The sequence below is a fragment of the Shewanella sp. 10N.286.48.B5 genome, assembly GCF_002874355.2.
Lineage (GTDB): Bacteria > Pseudomonadota > Gammaproteobacteria > Enterobacterales > Shewanellaceae > Shewanella.
The window spans coordinates 1,211,057-1,231,121 of sequence record NZ_MCVG02000001.1 but is presented as its reverse complement, the minus strand read 5'-3'; the positions used below and the strand labels follow the sequence as shown (position 1 = coordinate 1,231,121).

11 protein-coding genes are annotated in these 20,065 nt (G+C 40.1%); all 11 read right to left on the bottom strand.

Going from position 1 to position 20,065, the window contains the following annotated elements; genetic code table 11:
• Nucleotides 1-171: 171 nt before the first annotated feature.
• Nucleotides 172-1,194, bottom strand: a complete 1,023-nt coding sequence (gene pyrD / locus BCU57_RS05285) for a quinone-dependent dihydroorotate dehydrogenase (protein WP_102437812.1) — start codon at nt 1,192-1,194, stop codon at nt 172-174.
• A gap of 64 nt (nt 1,195-1,258) precedes the next feature.
• Nucleotides 1,259-6,103, bottom strand: coding sequence for an NAD-glutamate dehydrogenase (locus BCU57_RS05280; RefSeq protein ID WP_102437814.1), 4,845 nt, complete (start codon nt 6,101-6,103; stop codon nt 1,259-1,261).
• Between the two features lie 266 nt (nt 6,104-6,369).
• On the bottom strand, nt 6,370-8,724 hold the full coding sequence (locus BCU57_RS05275; RefSeq protein WP_102437815.1) for an efflux RND transporter permease subunit: 2,355 nt from the start codon (nt 8,722-8,724) through the stop codon (nt 6,370-6,372).
• 64 nt (nt 8,725-8,788) lie between these two features.
• Complete coding sequence (locus tag BCU57_RS05270; protein ID WP_102437817.1) at nt 8,789-9,799, bottom strand: WD40/YVTN/BNR-like repeat-containing protein; 1,011 nt, start codon at nt 9,797-9,799, stop codon at nt 8,789-8,791.
• A gap of 50 nt (nt 9,800-9,849) precedes the next feature.
• A complete protein-coding gene (locus BCU57_RS05265; protein WP_102437819.1) occupies nt 9,850-11,214 on the bottom strand; it encodes a DUF1329 domain-containing protein in 1,365 nt (454 codons plus the stop codon).
• Nucleotides 11,215-11,227: 13 nt separating this feature from the next.
• Nucleotides 11,228-13,288: a DUF1302 domain-containing protein gene (locus tag BCU57_RS05260; RefSeq protein ID WP_102437821.1), complete on the bottom strand. Its 2,061-nt coding sequence runs from the start codon at nt 13,286-13,288 to the stop codon at nt 11,228-11,230.
• Nucleotides 13,289-13,601: 313 nt separating this feature from the next.
• Complete coding sequence (locus BCU57_RS05255) at nt 13,602-13,817, bottom strand: DUF2835 domain-containing protein (protein ID WP_102437823.1); 216 nt, start codon at nt 13,815-13,817, stop codon at nt 13,602-13,604.
• A gap of 80 nt (nt 13,818-13,897) precedes the next feature.
• Nucleotides 13,898-16,462, bottom strand: coding sequence for an aminopeptidase N (pepN, locus tag BCU57_RS05250; RefSeq protein WP_102437825.1), 2,565 nt, complete (start codon nt 16,460-16,462; stop codon nt 13,898-13,900).
• Nucleotides 16,463-16,555: 93 nt separating this feature from the next.
• Complete coding sequence (prc, locus tag BCU57_RS05245; RefSeq protein ID WP_198589921.1) at nt 16,556-18,670, bottom strand: carboxy terminal-processing peptidase; 2,115 nt, start codon at nt 18,668-18,670, stop codon at nt 16,556-16,558.
• A 22-nt stretch (nt 18,671-18,692) separates the two neighbouring features.
• On the bottom strand, nt 18,693-19,322 hold the full coding sequence (gene proQ, locus BCU57_RS05240; RefSeq protein ID WP_102437829.1) for an RNA chaperone ProQ: 630 nt from the start codon (nt 19,320-19,322) through the stop codon (nt 18,693-18,695).
• A gap of 266 nt (nt 19,323-19,588) precedes the next feature.
• On the bottom strand, nt 19,589-20,047 hold the full coding sequence (locus tag BCU57_RS05235) for a GAF domain-containing protein (protein ID WP_102437831.1): 459 nt from the start codon (nt 20,045-20,047) through the stop codon (nt 19,589-19,591).
• Nucleotides 20,048-20,065 lie beyond the last annotated feature (18 nt).

The window sequence follows — 20,065 nt, the reverse complement described above, 5'->3', positions numbered from 1 at the left end:
ACAATACAATCTGATAATAGTTTATATTTCAGACAATATCAAAATATTATTTAAAAACTTTGATATATTTATCATTAAGTTATAACGATCGTAAGATCGTGATTGCGATCGCTATAACTTGATTAGATCTGATTTATTGGATCAAAAGACTAATTTTTAGATCAACTTATATTATTTAGCTTTATAAGCATTAACAATATCGTTTATTAAACCCGGACCTTGATAAATAAAGCCAGTGTATATCTGTACCAATTCTGAACCTACATCAAATTTAGCTAAGGCATCTTCGGCACTATTTATTCCACCGACGCCAATAATCGGGATCTCACCGTTCAAATATCCCGCTAATTGTCTGATCACTTGAGTAGAAAGATCCGTCAACGGCTTACCACTTAAGCCACCCGCTTCGTTAGCATTGTCTAAGCCAACAACCGCATCACGGGTTAAAGTGGTATTTGTCGCAATCGCTCCATCAAATTTACTTTTTAATAGCGATTCAGCAATCTTTTCAATTTCTTCAGAGGTTAAATCCGGGGCAATTTTTAGTGCTATTGGTACATACTTATTGTACTTTTTAGCGAGTTCTGTTTGTTTTTCTTTTAATGAAGATAGTAAATCGTCTAATAACTCACCATATTGCAGCGTACGTAGACCTGGAGTATTAGGTGATGAGATATTTACCGCGATATAATCCGAATATTGGTAGACTTTTTCCATGCAGATTAAATAATCATTCTTACCTTCATCTACTGGGGTATCTTTATTTTTACCAATATTTACACCAACAATAATATCGGATTTCTTCGCCATTAAATTTCTGACTAAATTATCTACACCTTTATTGTTAAAACCCATTCTATTAATGATTGCTTTTGCAGGTTTTAAGCGAAATAAACGCGGTTGTTCATTACCCGGTTGTGGACGAGGCGTTACCGTACCGACTTCAATATGACCAAATCCCATCGCATGAAATGCATCAATTGATTCGCCATCTTTATCCAATCCAGCCGCCAAGCCAACTGGATTTTTAAAATTAATGCCCATACAAGTCACAGGCGCTGAGGCAACTTTTTGACTGTAAAATAGGTTTAAAGGGTTGTTTCCAGTATTTTTTAAACTTCCGATAGCGATATTATGCGCGATCTCTGGATCCATCTGAAACATTACTTTTTGTGCAACTTTATAAAAAAACATGCTTTCTCCTAAACCTAAAAAAAGCCCCGGCTATCGCCAGGGCTCGTTCACTTATTATAAATAATTATCTCGGTCCTTCGCAATGAAGGATCAATAAATTAAGTTCTCGCAGTGCCACTGAGAATTTTGCAAAATCATGGCTTTGAGACACCTTAAATTCAGTCAGTAGGTTAAACCAGCGTTCTAACAACTTTTGATTATTATCAATCCACTGGTTAATGATCACATCTGCATCGCAAGAGTCTGTACAGGCTCGAAGGACTGTAGAGCTTAATGAGCGCTGTTGCCAATCTAACTCTTCTCTGAAGGCTGCGCGGGCTAATCCTTGCCAATGATTGGACACTGGTTGAATACTAATCTGTTCTAAGAACCAATGTAATTCAACTTTTGCACCTAATCTGAAATACGTTTCAGCAACCAGTTTTACTGATTTGTCCTCAAGTTGGGCAATTTGAGCAATATCTAATGCTGAGAATAAGGTACTCATTTTAGCGATAACATGCGCTAAAGACTCTGGTACTTGCTGTTCCTGGAGTAATTTAATTTCAGTTGAAATAGCCATAACTTCTGCAGAAATCATATATTGATCAACATTAGCTTTTAATTCATCAAACACAGGTTTGAAGAATGCTACAGTTTGCTCAATATTTTCACCTTTCTTGCGGTGACGAATTAACCAGCGACAAGCTCTGCGCATGTTACGACGTAATTGGTGCAACATTTCACTTTGAACGTCAGCAGACACAATTCCATTAAGCTTAGTAATTGACTGTGTTAGTTCAGTTAAGCTAAATATTTCTCGAGCCATAGTGTAGCAAATTGCCGCTTCAGCAACTGAGGCACCGGTCTCATCTTGCATACGCTGTACAAAGTTAAAGCCCATATCATTAACCAATTCATTGGCTAATGAGGTTGCAATAATTTCACCGCGCAAAGGATGCGAAATCATCTTATCTGCATATTTATCTTTCAATTGCTGCGGGAAATAGTTCGTTAGCAATTTACTTAAAAAACTATCTTCAGTGATTTCAGCGGTGACCAATTGCTCTTTTAGGACCATTTTGCCATAAGCAACCAATACTGATAGCTCTGGACGAGTCAGTGCACGGTTATTTACTAAGCGATCGGCTAACTCATCATCTGTTGGTAAAAATTCTAGGGCGCGATCTAATTTGCCATCTTTTTCAAGATATTGAATGTATCGGATATGCTCTTTTAACTGAGCAACACCATGTGCCAGAGTCACAGAAATGGTGCGGGTTTGATCGTTACAGTCTTGCAGAACAATCTCACCGACTTCATCTGTCATTGACTCTAACAGACGGTTACGCTGTTTAACCGTAAGTTCACCGTCTGCAACAATAGTATTAAGTAAGATTTTGATGTTCACTTCGTTGTCTGAACAATCAACCCCACCGACATTGTCTACAAAATCAGTATTGACTCGGCCACCATTGGCTGCAAATTCAATACGACCCAATTGGGTTGCACCTAAGTTGCCACCTTCACCAATGATTTTAGCGTTGAGTTCATTACCGTTGACTCGAATAGCGTCATTAGCACGATCGCCAACTTCAGCATGAGTTTCAGTCGTCGCCTTAACGTAGGTACCAATACCGCCATTCCAAATTAAATCTACACGCATTTTTAGCAATGCTTGCATGAGTTGATTTGGCGTCATGGTGTTTTCGGTAGTATCCAGCATCAGCTTGATTTCTTTAGTCAATTTTAATGACTTAGCTGAACGTTGGAATACTACCCCGCCTTTTGACATTAGCTTGGTATTGTAATCTTCCCAACTTGAACGCGGTAAATTAAATAAACGCTCACGCTCGATATAACTGGTTTCAACATTAGGATTGGGATCGATGAAGATATGCATATGGTTAAATGCCGCCACTAACTTAGTATGACGGGATAACAACATGCCATTACCAAATACATCACCAGCCATGTCGCCAATTGCCAGACAGGTAAAGTCGGTAGTTTGACAATCGATGCCTTCTTCACGGAAGTGACGTTTGACAGACTCCCAAGCCCCTTTGGCGGTAATACCCATTTTCTTATGGTCATAACCATTACTGCCGCCAGATGCAAATGCATCACCTAACCAAAAGTTGTATTCAATGGCGATTTCATTGGCAATATCGGAGAATGTTGCAGTGCCTTTATCGGCTGCAACCACTAAATAGGCATCATCTTCGTCATGACGAACCACATCTTTTGGCGGTACAACATTGCCTTCGATGATATTGTCACTGATGTCCAATAACCCGCGAATGAATAAGCGGTAACACGCTTGCCCTTCGTTAAAGAAGGCTTCACGGCCGCCGTCTGTAGGCAGCTGCTTACACACAAAACCGCCTTTTGCACCAACAGGAACAATCACGGTATTTTTAACTTGTTGCGCTTTGACTAAGCCTAGTACTTCAGTACGGAAATCTTCACGACGATCTGACCAACGTAAGCCACCACGAGCGACTTTACCACCACGCAAATGCACCCCTTCAAACCTTGGTGAATACACAAAGATTTCAAATTTTGGCAATGGACGCGGCATCTCAGGAATATCTTCAGGTAAAAACTTGAATGAGATATAAGGTTTAACATCAACATCGTTAATCGTTTGATAGAAGTTGGTACGCAGCGTTGCGTTAATCAAATCTAAGTAACGGCGAATAATGCGGTCATCATCAAGGCTAGAGACATCTTCTAGGCGTAAATCGATTTGCTCATAAAATTTACTGAGAGTGCGGGTTTTAAGTTTAGGGTTAAACTTACGAATAAACATTTTAACTAATAAATCAGCAATTTGCGGATAACGATTAAAGGTTTCTTCGATATATGATTGGCTAAATGTTGCATCTATTTGACGCATATATTTGGCATAAGCACGTAAAATAGATACTTCACGGCCAGTAAGGCTGGTTGCCAACACCATGCGGTTAAAGCCATCATCTTCAAGTTTCTTTTGCCATACTTGAGATAACGCATTTTGGAATCGATCTTGGCTATCTGCCAAGTTTTCAATTGCTGCGCCCTGCACCATCATTAAGAAATCAAGGATCCAATAGGTGGCACCATCTTCAGTTTTCACTTCATATGGACGCTCATTGATGACCCGTAATCCAAAGTTTTCTAACATTGGCAGTACATCAGACAGATGTATCGGTTCATCTTTATGGAACAACTTTAAACGTACTTTATTATCATTTAAGGCTGTTTCTTGCGGCTGATAAAATAGCATGCCTAGTTTATGCTCGTCATTCAACGCTTCAAGGTGCTGAATATCGACCACGGCTGAACTCGGCAATACATCTTCTTTATAGCTTGGTGAAAACGCATTGAGGTAACGTTTAACTAAGCCAGTACCCGATTGCTCACCTAATGAGTTAGTTAATGAACTCTGTAATTTATCTTCCCAAGAGCGCGCCGCTTCAATTAGGTTTTTCTCAATAGCAGCCACATCGACATCCATATTATTATTATCAACTTTCACGATGTAGTGCGTACGCGCTAAAGTCGATTCTGAGAAATAAGTGGTAAATTCAACATCTTCAGTGCTGTTAAAATGCTGCGCTAAAATACGTTGAGTGTCTTGACGTAATTTAGTGTTGTAGCGATCTTTTGAAACATACACCAAACAGGACAAAAATCGGCCAAAACCGTCTTTACGAACAAATACTTTTAATTTGTCACGGTCTTGCATATGTAATACACCACGAGCAACGCTGGCTAATTCATCTTCTTTAGATTGAATTAACTCATCACGAGGTAAATTCTCAAGGGTATTCATCAACGCTTTGTAGTCATGTGAACGTGGTGCTAGACCTGAGCGCTCCATAATCCGTTCAACTTTTTCAGCTAACAGCGGTATTTCTCTGGGGCTACGGTTATAAAGATTGGACGCGTAAAGTCCTAAAAAGCGATCTTCTCCAATCACGTTACCTTTTTTATCAAAGCGTTTAATACCGATGTAATCCACATAAGCGGGCCTATGAACTCGGCTTTTAGTCGAGCTTTTAGTCAGCACTAACAGACTCTCATCTAGAGCTTCTTTTCTTGCTGATTGAGAAAGCGAAGACAGTAATAAGCCACGCTCGCCGTTTTTATTAACAGAGCGGCTCATTAATCCTAAACTTGAATCTAAATCAGGTACTAACTCAACATCACCTTCAACACGCTTTAACTCATAATAGCGGTAACCTAGTAGGGTGAAGTGATGATTATTTAGGTAGGTTAAAAAGCTAATTGCTTCTTCTTTTTCACATTTCGCGCCTGGAAAAGGCTGCTTAGGTAATAATTTTACTGTTTCTGACAATTTGTCAGACATTTTTTGCCAATCAACGACTGACGACACCACATCAGCAAAAACTGATTCAAGTTCTTTACCAATGGCTTTAATATCGGCTTCACTGCTTTGGCGATCAATTTCAATCAAAAACACCGCAACATTTTCTGTGTTTTCATCAGCATCTTTAATAAAAGACACTTCTTTAACTAATTCTTTTTCACGCACCAACGCCATTGGTGTGTGCAGCATCATATGAGCAGTAATCCCCATACGATTTAACGCCATAGCAACTGAATCAACCAAGAATGGCATATCAGGCTGTATAATTTCGATAATACTATGACTTGACTGCCAGCCATGTTTTGACTGACTTGGATTAAATACCCGAATGTGGGTATTGGTTGCAGCAGATTTGTTTAAGGCATTCCAAAGACTTAATACTGCGCCATACAAATCGCTGTCATTACGAGCGTTTAAGTCGTCTTCTGACATATGGGCGTATATACAATGGGCAAATTGCTCAACTTGTTTTGCTTGAGTATTAGGGATTTTTTTATGAATTAAATTGACTACATTTTCTAGTAGTACTGAAGGCATTGCATCTTTAAAGGCCATGTTGCAGTTTCCTTAAGCGTTTATGGCAGCGCTTTTATCATTATATTGGATGCTTCGGCTTGTTGATCCCGTCTTAAACTGAGATCTGCCGCAAAGTTTATTACTAATTTCATGCTATTTCGAGCTAAATTTTAGTGGTAGATCCTCTAAATCCCTTGTTAATTCAAGAATTATAGTCACTAATTGACCAATCAAGCGTTTAGATAGACTAACTATGCAAAAAAAAAAAGGAGCTAAGCTCCTCTTTAATTTATAAACCCTTTAACTTACTTGGGTTTGCGCCAGAAAACGGCTGATAATGCGGGCAAAATAATTATCGCTCCCAACATATTCACTAAAAACATGAATGTTAATAAAATTCCCATATCCATTTGGAATTTCAGCGCAGAAAAGAACCAAGTACTCACTCCGATGGCTAAAGTAAGCCCGGTAAAAATAACCGCACTGCCTCGCTCAATTAACGCTTCAAAATAGGCTTGCTGCACCGCCATACCATTGTTGAGTTTACCTGCCATAGTCGAAAGAATATAAATACCATAATCAACACCAATACCAACACCTAATGCAATCACCGGTAAAGTGCTCACCGCAAGGCCGATATCAAGCCAAGTCATTAATGCTTGTGCTAATGTCGACACCACATATAACGGCACAATCACTGCTACCGTCGCTTTAAGTGATTTGAAGCTAATTAAACATAGGATAAATACAGCGCCATAAACATAAATCATCATAGGTAGCTGCGCTTCACTAACAGCTTCGTTAGTCGCAGCCATGACACCAACAGGGCCAGAAGCCAGTTTAAATTGTAATGTTTCGGTATTGAGCTTTTCAGCTACATCTTTGACTTTAGCAATCACCACTTCAATGGTTTCAGCCTTATGATCTTTCAAAAATAAGAAAATAGGCATCACCGAACAGTTGCCGTTTAATAAACCTGAAGTCGTTGGTACTCGTCCTACCGCTTGCACTAAACTTGCTGTGGTTCTTGGCAATATTTGCCACTTTGGGTTACCTTCGTTAAAGCCGGCATTAACCTGCTTAGCCACTGACGCTAAACTGGCTGTTGATTCAACTCCCGGGGTATTGGCCACCATCCATTCGAATTGATCGATCTCAGCTAATATGGAATGATAGGTACAGGCTTCAGGGGTTGCTTCAACAATCACCGTCATATAATCAGTGGTAATTGAATAATTATCAGTAATATAAAAAGTATCTTGGTTGTATCTTGAATCAAGATGCAATGCCGGCGCACCGCCTTGAAGGTCACCTATTTTCATATTACTGGCTTGTTGCAAGCCAAAAGCATATAACAGTGCAGTACAAATCAGCACAATGACAGCATATTTAGGAGTGGCAAATTTAGATAAGCTACGCCAAATCCCTTCAATTTTATCTTTTTGCGCTTTATTCTCTTGAACCGGTTTGATGTTGGTGTAAGAAATAACCAGTGGCAATAAAATTAAATTGGTCAAAATAATAACAGCAACACCTAATGATGCCGATATCGCTAACTCTCTAATAATACCGATATCGATTGCAAGTAAGGTTAAAAAGCCAACGGTGTCTGATAATAATGCAATACCGCCTGGTACTAATAAACTACGAAACGCGGATGCAGCTGCAGCTTTAGTGGCTTGTCCATCACCAACACGGCGCCTAACCGCATTAATCATTTGTACCCCATGGCTTACGCCAATTGCAAACACCAAAAATGGTACAAGAATTGACATTGGATCTAAACCAAAACCTACTACTGTTAACAACCCAAGTTGCCACACCACCGCAATTAAGCTGCATACTAAAGGCAAAATCGTCAGCATTAATGACTTAGAAAATAAATAAACCATCACAGCTGTGATTGCGATAGCAATCAAGAAAAACAGCAGCACGCCCTTAGCGCCTTCAGCTACATCACCAGCCATTTTAGCAAAACCAATAATATGGATTTTGATGGTATCGGTTTCATATTTAGCGCGTAATTCATTTTCAAGTTGCTGAGCAAATTGAATCGTATTTAACGGCTTAAAAGTAACATCCTTTTCAGCGCCTTCAGATGCGGCCATTTCTTCATCTGTTTTTGCTACAAACTCCATTAACTGCGCCGTTAACATAGCTGATGAATAATCATTGGACACTAAGCGGCCAACAATACCGGCTTTTTCGATATTGTCTCTGACAGTATTTAAGCCATATTCATCATTACGAAAGTCAGCAGGAATAACCGGCCCACCAGCAAAACCATCTTCAACGACTTCGGTAAATCGAGTCGAAGGTGAATACAATGACTTAACTTGAGAGCGCTCAACCCCAGGAATGAAAAAGAGTTGATCATGTACATTTTTGAGGGTTTCAAAATACTCTGGGTTAAAAATATTGCCGCTGGTATCTTCCACTGCCACCATGATCCTATTCGCACCACCAAAATCTTTTTGATGCTTGGTATAGGTTTTCATGTATTCATGATTTAATGGAATATTCTTACTAAAAGCGGCATCCATTTTTAATTGGCTAGCTTGGTAACCTAGAAAGAAGGTAATTAATATAAATGAAAATATTACCCACATCCTGTGTCTAAAGAGGTAACTTTCAAATCCATTGACCAGTTTTTCTAACATCTTATCGGCCCTATTATTGTTGTTTTAATTTTAGTTATCATTTTGTGATGGCTATTTGTTATGGCTACTTAAGTTGGAATAAGCCTTTAGTACCTGCAAACCAAAGTTCCCCTTGATTATCACTGGCTACAGCAACAATGTTTTCACCTTGTCTGCGAGCTATGACTTTGGCCTCAAGCTTATTATTGAGCTCAATGATCATGCCAGCGTTACCAACTAAGTAAATTGAACCATCTGTGTTGATATAAGCGTTATGTATCGTTGACTTAACCGGTAATTTAATTTCACTCCATTGTGAAAATTGTTTATCGGTAACAAAAACATGACCACGAAGCCCCATCAAAAAGATATTTTTATCCGTTTCAATGGCATTAAACATTGAACCGTCATAAATAAAATCATGTGCAGTAAAGGTTTTACCATTATCAATTGATGTGGCGACTAACCCCAGTTCGCCAACCATTAATAAACTATTGTCAGCTAATTGAATAACACGGTTAAAATGCGGTAGTAACGCTGCGCGTTCAGATAAATACAGTGCTTCATCTTCAGCTTTTAAATCCGCTAAATAACCAATATCTTCTTCGAATAATAACTCTTCATGGAATTCTTCTTGCCAGTTTTGACCGCCATCCTCGGTGCGATAAAACAAGCCATATGCCCCAACCGCTATACCGTTTTTATCATCAAAAAATAAAATATCTAATAACGGCTTTTCAATTTCAAATGACTGAAATTGTAAGGTCCAAGTTAAACCACCGTCTTGGGTATGAATGATGGTTGCATCATGACCCACGGCCCAGCCTTGCATCTCATCGAGGAAAAATACTTTGGTTAAGTGCGCGATAACAGGCGTAGTCACTTGTTGCCATTGTTGTTGTTTGACTAAAACATGGCCACGTTCACCAACAGCAACTAGCTTATCGCCAGCGTTAGCAATATCTAACACTAAAGATGATTGAGCAAGGGGTTGGAGTTGAACGCTGAGCGGATCAAATTGAACATTTGCTGATGCAACACCGAAAAAGCAGCTAACACTGATTACGGCAACATTGCGAAGTGTGCGAAACGACATACAAACTTCCTTAAGAATAGCTGGGGCGCATGATGCGCCCCATAAAGGTCTTAGCGAATACCTGCGCGACGCAGCGCATCAGGTGTGAAATTAGCTTCAGAAAGCTTGGCATCAAAATTATACATGCGGCCTTCGTTATCTAATCCCATAGCCAAGTAACGACGAGATTGTAAATCGTGGAAAATTTCTAACGTACTCCAATGAGTTGGAACTTCATAGTAGTTGATAGAATGTGCAGTACCTACACGATAAAGCTCATCACGGTTATCATACATATCGGTCAACGATACTTGCCATGAATCTTCATCAATATAGAAAACACGGGTTTTATAAATATGACGCATACCGTCTTTAAGAGTTGCTTTTACTTCCCAAACACGGTGTTTTTCCCAACGAGCATACTCAGGATTGATATGACCAGGTTTTAGGATTTGATCATATTCAAGTGCATCAGAATGAAGTTTGTAATCATTGTAAGGGATATAAACTTCTTTCTTACCAACGAGCTCCCAGTTATAACGTACTGGCGAGCCATTGAACATATCAAAATCATCTGTGGTTCTTAGACCATCTGAAACAGTACCCGGCGTATCAAAAGCAACATTTGGCGCTTTACGCACGCGGCGTTGGCCAGTGTTATAAGTCCATGCTTGACGAGGTAATGCTTCTTGATCCATGGTTTCTTTAACTAACAATGCAGTACCAGCAAGACGTGCAGGCTGACGAACAACTTGTTTAAAGAAAAACAAGGTATTCGTTTCAGCCAGTTTATCTAGCGTGATCTCTGGACGGCTATATTCAAATCGGATCTCTTCAGCGGTTTCGATCAAGGTGTAAGAGCCACTTTTTGTTGGTGAAGCTTGGCTACGATAAGTTTCCACATCAACACCGCGATAACGTAAGATATGGTTCCAAATCACCTCTAAACCAGTTGATGGAATAGGAAATGGTACACCAATAGATGCCCCACTCACGCCATTACCATTTGAAACTAATTCAGCGTTTACCGCATTCGCTTTAGTGGCTTCGTAAACATACTGAGGAACAGACGCAGTACGACGAGTCTCATAGACATTCATTTTGTAGGTATCTGGATAAAGCTCAAATAACTTCACCTGACCCGGTGTTAAAAACTCAGCATATTGTGCTTTGTTAGCATTGGTAATAGTAAATAACACTTTATCGTTTGGAAAAGGGTCTGGATGATGCATGCCCTTCTCATACCCAGCTGGTGCTGATGTAATCCCCTTATCCCATGCAGGGATAGAGCCATCAGCATTAGCTGCCATAACTGCCCCTAAAGGGGTTAATTCAGTACCTAATTTTGCAGCTTCGGCTTCTGATACTTTCGCCATCGCTACTGGTGCAGTCAGCGATAACATGACAGCAGCCGATAATATCGTCAGTTTCTTCATTATTATTATCCTTTTAGATCGAATACTTGACGTTGAAAGAGACATAATCTCTATCAGTCATTGCATTAGTTGTGCCTACGCCACCAAAGAAGCTGTTATAGGACACATCTGCCCCCCAGCGACTGCGATAGTCAAAGTTTAGACCAACAGCCACAGACTTACGCCCTTCAGTAAATAAGAACATTGGATCTGGTGTAATACCGTCAACATCGTGAGAGAAAATCACCCGCGGTGACATATTCACACCGGCAAAGACATTGTTAAAGTCAGCCTTAGCAACTAAACGATATCCCCAAGCAAAATCAGTAGGGAACGGATTAGTTTCAGGACCATCATGCAGTGCTTCGATAATGCCTGGCATATCAGGATTGCCACCAGAACGAGCTGTTCCTGGGCCATTTAAACGTAGCTCATCAAATCCTGGCATGTCATGGATCCACACGCCGCCAACCTCAGCGAGCATCACTAAATTATCTGTCCCCCAAGTTGGACCAAATAAATGGGTTAGCGTAAACTGTGCTTGAGTTGTATCTGACAAGATAAAACCATCAATTGTTTCACCAGCTTCGACACCACTAATTTGGGATACACCATCTAATTCTGGAGCTATTCCGCCATTAGCTAATTGCTGTGGCATACCCGCAAATAACAATTCAACATCATCGATTTGTAAAGGTTCATCAATACGATGTGATACTTCACCGGCAACAGAGGTATCGCCCACTAAAGTATTAAAACTTGCGCCGTATAATTGAATATCTTCTGGATAGACAATCTGAGCCTTAGTAAATGTATCCATGCTTAATAGCAATTCACGGTCGATATCACCGCCACTTGCTAATAACTTATTGAAATCCCCACCTATAGCAGCTTGTGAGAAATCTGACGCTGTACCACTGATAATTGGGCGACGGCTATGGTAGTTCATGTAATACAAACCAAATTCAGTCTCACCGAAATTAGGCGCGTAATAACCTAGTTTGATACCATATTGGCCGTCATCAGCAGGCTCTGCTTCATCTTGAATCAAGGCTACTTTGGTTGCGTATGGCACCATATAAGCTGCCATAGCTTTAAGCTGATCAGGATCAGTGACCTGAGATGCCGCACCATATAATGCGGCATACTCAGACATTAAGAATTCAAGATTAATATCTGGATTTGAGTTGAAGCCCAATTGTGCATTTTGGCTATAGCCGCCAAAACCAGCAAAATCATTAGTGGCAAAATTTGAACCTGGGGTTGGCACCCAAATTGGCTCCCAATCATATTGGTAATAAGCTTCAATGTTTAAATTTTCACTCAGACCTAATGAAGCCCAAACCATGCCTTGTGGACGGAATGCTTCTTTTAGCTCAGCTCCTGGGGCATTCAAGATGTTTAAATCAACTGGGTTAATCACACCGATGCCATGAGGAATTAAGGTACTTTCACCCCATGAAACAACTTGGTTACCCACACGCACTGATAATGGGTTTTTCCCATCATTTAAATCGAAATTACCGTATACAAAAGCATCTAATAAGCGAATGTCTTTACATTGCACTTCTGATGCGCGGCTATCTTCACACGGATCAAATTCTTTGCCAGTTAGCGGGTCATTAAAGTCATAATCACCATCGCTGATTTTAGTATCGTAGAAGTACATACCACGAACAAACAAACCGAAATTTTTATACTCTAGTGACAGTTCATGTAACCCTTTGAAACGTTCAGAGGTGGTATCACCCTTTGAATAAAGTAGGTTACTCAAATCGTTGTTACTTGAGTACGACCCTGCTTGATCCCAAATTTGGGCTTTAGAATAGATAGGTGTTTGGCCGAAAGGGGCACCAAATGCAGAATAGCCAGACCAATCCATTTGTGGTTGGTTGACTTTACCGATCTGCCCTTCCCAATCTCTATCAGACACACGCCAGCTAGCTCCGACAGTCCAAGTAGAATCGAAAGTACCGCGTACTTCTCCCCAATCAAATGAAACAGCATTAACGCTACTGCTCATCCCCAAAGTTAATGCCGACACCACCCCCAAAGCGAGTGCCGACTTGTTAAAGCGTCTTTTAACAATATTCATTTTGCTTCTCTCCGTAACCTGCCGGATTCGTTGTTATAGGATTTAAACCAACATTCTGTTAGCCTACAGGCAACACCATTGTTACAGCAATTAACATGATTCGGCAAGTTCAAAAAAAAGAAAATTTATGAATGAATTGGTGCAGTTAGATGATTTTATGGGTAAAAAAAGTCAGACTGATTTGAATTGAATGGCTTAAATATATGAGCCGTGAGTAAACTTTAAATGTAATTGTTAACTTTCAATAAGTTAGAGGTGATAATTCCAACTAATTTAACACCCTCTAATCAATCGACCGTTTGAAGTAAATACTCTAAATCTTGTTTAGTGAAATGAAATTACCTGAGGTATTGAGGTGTAAAATGAAACTGCCATGGATGCCTGAGGCCGTTACAAATGGTCTGAAATACTTACCATTTATATGTAATACTTTGCCGTTACGGTCTAGAACTTCGACGTTTTTTACCACGCCCTGGTAAAAAGGCAGAAAATCATTAAAGCTTACATATATTGAAAAATAAAATTCCATGATGACTCGGTAAAACCCTATAAAAAAGCCCACAATAATTTACTTAAACCCTTGTGGGCGTTAATTGTTATAAACAATAGTTAAGCTTGCTCTAACGCCTTTTCAACTTTCTCGAATAAATCTTTCGATAAATTCGGTAATGCTTTTAATCGCTGTAACGATGCTTTCATCAGTTGCTGACGGTTTTCGTCAAACTTGCTGAATTGAATAAGCGGAGTGATCATTCTTGCCGCTATTTGTGGGTTTAACTCGTTAAGCTTGATCAACACATCAGTGAGATACTGGTAACCTTTACCTGAAGCATCATGGAATTGATAGGTGTTTGCCGCTACGAAAAATCCAATTAATGAGCGTACGCGATTAGGGTTATTGAAACTAAAACTTTCATGCTCAGTGAGCCCTTTAATAACGTCTAACACATCTGCGGTATTTTGCGAGGCTTGTAAGCTGAACCATTTATCCATCACTAGCGGCGTTTTTAGCCACTTTTGCTCAAAATCTTGCATTAATGACTGCTGACAAGTCAACTGGCCCGAGACTGCCGCTTTTAATGCGCCTAAGCTATCTGTCATATTTGAAGCTTGCTGATATTGGTTAATCACCAAGTCTTCATATTCAGAAGACACTTTAGACAACAAACTTAAGCAAATATTCTTAAATGCACGACTTGCTGCATTATCTTCATTAATCAAGCTACGATAGCGCGTTACCAGCTCGTCTAAACAAGACTCTGCGATTTCATTAACCACAAACTCTCTTGCAGCCGCCAAGGCATCTAAGTTCACTGTCTCTACTTGTTCAATTAATGCTGCAGCACTTGGGAATGCCAAAATCTCAGCCACTAGCGCTTTATCGATGCTTTCATCGAGGATAATTCCTCTAACAGCTTCAATGACTCTGGCATCTAAATGCATCGTTTCTTTCGCTTCAAGACTGGCGACGTTTTGCCACACGGCTTGGCTAAATAACCCAACAGATGCTTCCCAGCGAGCCACTTCGCTTGATGCGTAGCGCGTTAAGTGCACTAACTGATCAACATTAAATTGATAATCAAGTCTTACTGGCGCTGAAAAGTCTTGTAATAATGATGGAATTGGCGCTGACGCAATATTGTCAAACACAAAGGTTTCCTGTGCTTGTTTTACATCTAACACGGTATTAGCAACTGACTGACCTTGAGTATCGAGTAGCTCAATGCTGAACGGGATATGTAATACCTCCCCTGCAACACCGTTAGACATCACAGATTGTGCAACAGTCAGTGAATATTGCTTAGTCGCAGCATTATAGTGATCTGTTACTTTAAGCACCGGAGTGCCTGCTTGCCTATACCAGCGTCTAAATTGAGACAAATCGATTCCGCTTGCTGTTTCCATCGCGTTGACAAAGTCATCGCAGGTTACAGCTTGACCATCATGACGCTCAAAATAACACTTCATTCCTAGCTGGAATTTAGCTTCACCTAAAATGGTGTGCATCATGCGAATGACTTCTGCGCCTTTGTTATAAACGGTCACGGTATAGAAGTTATTCATTTCAATGACAGATTCAGGGCGAATAGGATGTGACATAGGTCCAGCATCTTCGGCAAACTGTTGATTTTTCATGACACGAATAGCTTGAATGCGGTTAACAGCGCGAGAACCTAAATCGGAACTAAATTCTTGATCTCTAAATACCGTGAGCCCTTCTTTAAGGCTTAATTGGAACCAATCACGACAAGTCACTCGGTTACCTGTCCAGTTATGGAAATACTCATGCCCAACAACGGATTCAATGCCATGATAGTCTTCATCTGTCGCGCTGGCGGTATCTGCTAATACATACTTGGTATTAAATACATTGAGGCCTTTGTTTTCCATTGCGCCCATGTTGAAAAAATCTACCGCGACTATCATGTAGATATCTAAGTCATACTCTAAATCAAAACGCGACTCATCCCATGCCATCGACTTTTGCAATGACACCATGGCGTGGTTGGCTTTATGTAAATTACCTTTATCCACAAATACTTGTAGCTTTACTTCTCTTCCACTACGGGTGATAAATTTATCTTCTAATAAATCAAAATCGCCTGCAACTAACGCAAATAAGTAGCTCGGTTTTGGGAAAGGATCTTGCCAACGAACAAAGTGGCGACTTTCATCAGCACAAGTGCCCTGCTCGACTAAATTACCATTACTCAATAAAAACGGAAACGCTGCTTTATCTGCTTCGATTCTGACGCTATAAATGGCTAAAACATCGGGGCGATCAAGGAAATAAGTAATTCGTCTAAAGCCTTCTGCTTCACACTGAGTGCAATAAGCGCCATCGGACATATACAAACCTTCTAGGCTTGAGTTAGCTTCAGGATCTTGTTTAGTCACAACAGTTAATTCAAACTCAGATAGCTCGGTGTCAATGATAAGCTCATTGCTGTCTACTTTATAGTTAGCTTTTTGACCGTTAATCAATACTGAGGTTAACTGTATTTGCTCACCGACTAAATGCAAAGCGTCTTTGTGCTCACCAACTCTTTGAACTTTACTCGTTGCAACGACCTGAGTTTCAGCACCTTTTAAGTCAAAATCTAATGCAATATGACTAATGGTAAATAAAGGTGATTTATAATCTTTAAGATGTTTTGCTTGTGCTTGAGTCATAGGTAATCCTTGAATAACACTGCTCTTGTTAGAGCTAAAATTCACTTAATAAAAAACGCGCTTAGAGCGCGTTTTTTTGGCACGAAATAAAGTTTACTTCACTGCGAGTTTCTTTGCATCAACCATATCTAAGGTGATTAATGCTGTTTCGTCTAAGAAAGCATCTGGCACAACTAACTCGTCTTCAGTTTCTTCGTCAGCCTCATTTGCTTGTGCCACTTCAGTTGCCTCAATGCTAGTATCTGCACTGTCTTCGATTTCTTCATCGTCATCTAAAGAGGCTAACGGCTCTAAACCATTTTTAACACGACGTTCATTAGTTCTATCAAGTAAACGTTTATCATCATCTTCACGTGAAGCGATTCGCTCACTTTCAACTAATGAAATGGTTTTATCATCGTGGTGCTTCTTAAACTCAGCGATATCTTCAAAGATATAGCCAAACTCAACATCTGCTTTAATACGCTGCTGATGCTTTTCGTCAAGCTTAGTCACTAACTCTGGTTTGATATTGCCTAACGTGCCGTATTGCGCGACAGGAACCTTGTCCCATGGCAGTGCATTCTTTTCTTCAGATTCACCGTATTCACCCGGCTCTAATGCACTTGGGAACATAATATCGGGTGTAACACCTTTAAGCTGGGTACTGCCACCATTAATGCGATAAAACTTAGCAATGGTGTATTGCACATGACCAATAGGTTTTTCGTACATATCATAAATTCTGCCAAGGCTCTTGTGCTGCTGCACAGTACCTTTACCAAAACTGGCTTCACCTACAATTAAGGCTCTATCGTAATCTTGCAATGCCGCTGCAAAAATTTCAGACGCTGATGCACTATAACGATCAACCATGACAGTTAATGGGCCATCATATGCGCTCTTGCCATCATTATCGCGGTTTTGAGTAACACGGCCATTTGCATCGCGAATTTGAACCACTGGGCCCATATCAATAAACAAACCCGTTAATAATGTGGCTTCAGTTAACGCTCCGCCGCCGTTACGACGTAAATCAATGATAACGCCTTCAACGTTTTGTTCTTTTAATTTAGCCAGTTCTTTTTCTACATCAACAGATAAGTTCATGTAAAAGCCTGGGATTTGAATGACACCGACTTTACGGTTGGCGTATTCACCTTCAGTTGGCTCAACGACTTTTGACGTTGCAGCGCGATCTTCTAGTCGAATTTTATCGCGGATAATGGTCACTTCAAATGCTTTTGCATTGGCGCCACCTTTTTTAGGTAAAATTTGTAAGTTAACTTCACTGCCTTTTGGGCCTTTAATTAACTCTACAACATCATCTAAACGCCAACCGATAACATCGACTATCTCACCGTCTTTTTGGCCTACACCAATAATTTTATCTTCAGGTGATAATTTTTCACTGGTAGCAGCGGGGCCACCAGCAACTAAACTTTTAATTACTGTGTAATCATCATCCATTTGTAAAACTGCACCAATACCTTCAAGGCTCAGGTTCATTTCCATTTGGAAACGTTCAGCATTACGGGGAGACAAGTAACTGGTATGAGGCTCTACCGTGCGAGCAAAGGCATTCATCACACCTTGGAATACATCTTCGCTTTGTGTTTGACTTAAACGCTTGATGGCATTGTTATAGCGCTTGCCTAATACTTCGACGGTTTCTTTCCAATCTTTACCAGCAAGTTTTAGATTCAGTGCGTCATATTTAACTCGTTGACGCCATAGCTCATTGAGCTCAGCTTCATCTTTTGGCCAAGCAGCTTCTTCACGATCGAATTCGTAAGCATCGCCGGCTTCGGTAAAGTCGAATTCTTTATCAAGTAAAGTAAGCGCATAAGCAAAACGTTCATAACGACGTTTTTGCACTAAGGAGTACATATCAAAGGCGGGTTCGATATTGCCAGATTTGACCATATCGTCAAACGAATGCTGATACTGTTTAAAAGTATCAACATCAGCTTGAGTTAGAACATTGCGACGAAAATCAAGTTGTTGCAAATATCTTTCGTAAATCAACTCAGAAAAAGCATCATCAAGTTCAAAGCGATGATAGTGAGAACGAGTAAATAAATTCGTTACCCTTTTACTCGCAACCTTGTGTTGAGGCTCTTGCTCAAGTTTAGGTAACTCGTTGATTTGAATCGTTGGTGTTATTGCCCAAGCCGAAAAACCGACAAATAAAGTGGCAATCGACGCAGCCAAAGTGAGTTTTCGCATCAACAAGTTACTCCTTAAATGATCACGATAATAAAATATGCTCTGCACGAACTTTAACAATTAAACCCGTATCAAGCTGTACATGGATATCTTCTTTCTTGATGTCAGTGATAACACCAGGTACAGGGTTTTGCCCTAACTTGACACTAACACGTTGTTTTTGCTTAAGCTCGTCAAATTTAGCAGCAACATAATTAATTTTAGGCGCTGCAGGTTTTGCAGGCTTAGCTGGACGGTCTTTTTTAACCGGCGCTTTAGCTGCAGGTTTTCTTGCTGGCTTTTTAGGGGCCGCTTTAGCCGCTACAGCTTGACGCTTAGCTTTGGCTTTTTCTTGACCTTCTTTCAACGTTTGTTGAGCGTGGTCAATATGTTCTTGCTCCAATTCGCCACAATCTTGACCGTCAAGATCGATACGTTGAACACCCGCTTTAACGCCTTTCAAGTAGCGCCAGCTGCTTGTATAACGTCTAAGTGCTACACGTAATTGTGTTTTACTTACTTTAGAATCATCAGCCAACCTAGCAGCTAAATCTTGAAACAACCCAATTTTTAATGGCTTAGTTTCACCTTCTGCAATAAAGCATAAAGGAAATGTTTCATATAAATACGCTAAAACTGCGTTGGTGTCGGTCAACTTGTCTGTTGATTCCATTTTTACTTCCACGTTATAAAAGGGACTGAGTCTCAGCTTTCTTTGCGAGTACAGTCGTTTATCTTTCGTTAAACAGATCTTGCTTAACGTTCAAATTAGCACTTCTTATTCGATTGCTAAAGCAATTGAAACATGCTTTAACAAATTAACTCACTTAGCTGTAATTTTACAGTAAATAAATTTTATCCATAGCAATGCGCGCTGTTCGGTATTATAAAGCTCATGGCAGCGATTGCGACCCGCAATTTGCTATATTTGGTCGCTAATTAAGCAAATAGGCAAGATTCAAAGCTTTTTACTAGCATTTCTAAGCCTTTTCTATCGTCTGTATCAAAACGATTCAATGATGGGCTATCAATATCTAATACCGCAACTACGTCATTGCCTTGGCGAACAGGGACTACAATTTCAGAATTACTGGCAGCATCACAGGCAATATGTCCTGCAAATTGATGCACATCTGCCACTAATTGTGTTTCATCATTTGCCGCTGCTGTGCCGCATACACCTTTACCGATCACAATACGTGTACAAGCAACTTTTCCTTGAAACGGACCAAGAACGAGTTGTTCTTCACGCTTAATATAGAAGCCAACCCAATTTATATCATCTAAGTTGTCATTTAATAACGCTGAAAAGTTTGCCATTCCTGCAATAAGGTCGTCTTCACCGGTCATTAATGCCAGTACTTGGCGGTTTAATGTGTCATAAAACTCAGCTTTCATTTTCCATCCTAAGTGAGG